Here is a 2,674-nt window from a genome sequence, read left to right as displayed (position 1 = left end):
TATATTATCGCAGAGAACTCTCAAAGAGGTACGGCTGATACAAAGCGGGCTGAATTGTCCGTGGTCGTTACACATCAAATCAGCTCTATAACTTCGATGAATTGGACCGGAGCATACGAAGTGATGCTGGATGCTGATGGTGGCGAAAAGTATGATCGTATACAGCTAGGAGTTGGTGTGTCACGCCAGTTTGTTGATGGGGTTGCTAGTATTAGTGTAGGACGCACACACTTGGTTCCCGAGGCGAACGCAGAAACTGAGTCGAACTTTGTGAACCTTTCATTCGTTCGGGAAAAACTATGGCTGCATGATGTGACGATTAACTTTTTTGAAGACATTTCAGATTCATCGATTGGCTTTGCGGTGAATCCTGGTGCCCCTAACCAGTTTGTTGTGCAGGGGAATGATATTGTAAGGCGTCGCTCGGCAGGGTTAAGTATTGATCGAGAGTTAGGGGTATATGGCTATAGCTTGGCCTTGGCTTGGGATTATGAAGATTATTCTGTTCAAAATAGTGACGAAAAAGTTCTAAATGGACTGTTTGCTCTTGAGAAAGAGGTTTTCCCAGGCTTCTCGACTGGTGCTAGTTTGCAGTTAGTAAAGACCAAATATCTTGGGCGAGAAGAGCTTGGCGAAGAGGAACTCCTAACTTACCAAATAAACGGGAACTATCAATTTTCGCCAGATATTAGTGCAGAAAGTTATATTCAATATGAGACGCGAGATAACCGTCGCGATGTGTATCGTGATTATGAGGAGTTTTCTGTAGGATTTGTGGTTCGTATTTCGTTATTTTAGAGAAGAAACGTATACTTGGAATTACTGATAATCGGGGTAATAAGAAAGCGTTCACCCTTTAATAGAGCGGTTGAGTAGGGTAAGTTGTTCGTGGGTTGAGATTAGTTTAAGCCTTCCGAGGTCGAGCCTTGATATTATACTTCAGATTGTAGGTATGGATAGCGTTAAGTGGCTTTTATTTCTTTACTAGCATATTTCTTTTTTGTTTTTGTTAGGCCTCAAGAGTTCTTTGCGCCCCTATTTGGCTTTCCTTTGGTAAAAATTTCTCTAATATTTGCTGCTCTGTTTATGTTTGCCCAGAAAAACAATCGGTTTGATGCTCCTCAGAATGTTTTTTTGGTCTTGATGATTCCCGTAATCTTGATTTCTGGAATTGCTAATGGCTGGATTGGTGGCGCAATTGGGTCAGTAACTACGTTTATCACTTCAATTTTTTTACCCTTTTTACTAATTCAAAACACTATAACTACTCTTCAAAAACAGAGAGTAGCTATGTTATTTCTCATAGGTTGTGCTTTGGTAATGGTGCATGATGGGAGTGTTCAGAAATCATCCGAGACCGGCCTAGGTTGGAGTGGAGCTGGTTTGTCAGAAAAGACAAGAATAACTTATTTGGGGATTTTTAGTGACCCGAATGATTTGGGGATGTTTTTTGTAATGATTCTTCCAATGGCTATGTACTTCTTGTTTAGAGCTAAAGCTTACCTTAAGCCAGCTTTTTGTATTGTTGTAGCCTTTATCTTGCATGGAATCTATATGACAAATTCACGAGGGGCTTTACTTGGCACTATGAGTCAACTAGTAGTTTGGTTCTATTTGAAATATGGGTTGAAAAAAAGCCTGTCTCTAGGTGCGTTTGTGCTTCCTTTAGCAATCTTTGTAATGGGGAAATTTAGAAAAATAGATTCGGAAGAGGCGTCAGCAGAAGGGCGATTAGATGCTTGGTACGAGGGGTTTCACATGTTGATGTCGAATCCAGTGCTTGGAGTAGGAATGGGGCAGTTTACCGAATATCATCATTTGACGGCGCATAACTCTTTTGTCTTGGTTTTTTCAGAATTAGGATTGCTTGGATATTTCCTTTGGATGGGGTTTATGGTTGGTTGTGTTTATTTACTACTCGTGCTCTGGTACCCAAAAATGGAAAAGAGTTTTGTTAATCATATTGATTTACAGGAGTCTGAAATAGCTCGGACTCTCACATATTCCATGATTGGATTTATGGTAACAAGCTTCTTTTTAAGTAGAGCTTATACACCACTATTGTATATCTTTTGTGGGATGCTTGTTGCCGTATACTACCGGGCTACTAAGGGACGGCGTGGAGATCCAGAGCTTCGATTTCGATATAGCTCTTTTTCATCTGTTCTTATTAAATCTACGATTGGTTCTTTAGTCGTTATTTACTTGGCAGTAAAAGTTTTGTTATGAGGCAAAAGAGTGTCTAAGGTTCTGAAGAATACCTATTACTCCTCCATAAGCATTTATTTTGAGTATTTTTTGGGGTTAGCTGTATCAATATTAATAGCTCGTACGCTGGGGGTTGATGCTTTTGGTATCTATAGTTATATGGTCAAAATAGCAGGAGTATTAATTGTATTAACTAATGCAGGTATAAGTATTGGTGCGATTAAATTTATCGCTGAAGCTCGCGCTCATAATGATCTTGATGCTATCCATGCGATTCATACTTATTTTAAACGTATTCAATTAATTAAAACGGCGTTTATATGTTTTTGTGTGGCGTTTGTTGCACTCGTGTTTCCTAGTGTACTTATTGAAAGTGAGTATCAGCATTTAATAGTATTTTTAATGGTGGTTGTGATATTCAAGAGCTCCTATATGTATAGGGTTGGGGTGCTTAAGGGGTTTGAGA

At 39.4% G+C, this 2,674-nt stretch carries 3 protein-coding genes; all 3 read left to right on the top strand.

Annotation, left to right across the window (positions count from 1 at the left end; genetic code table 11):
- On the top strand, positions 1 to 798 hold a 798-nt coding region (locus A3757_RS18760), incomplete at its 5' end, for a hypothetical protein (RefSeq protein ID WP_231878321.1).
- Positions 799 to 966: 168 nt separating this feature from the next.
- Positions 967 to 2,229, top strand: coding sequence for an O-antigen ligase (locus A3757_RS18755; protein WP_068553585.1), 1,263 nt, complete (start codon positions 967 to 969; stop codon positions 2,227 to 2,229).
- 9 nt (positions 2,230 to 2,238) lie between these two features.
- The coding region (locus tag A3757_RS18750) for a lipopolysaccharide biosynthesis protein (protein ID WP_156506415.1) at positions 2,239 to 2,674 on the top strand (436 nt) is incomplete at its 3' end.

Source organism: Oleiphilus sp. HI0117 (assembly GCF_001635235.1).
This window is presented reverse-complemented; position numbering and strand designations above follow the sequence as displayed.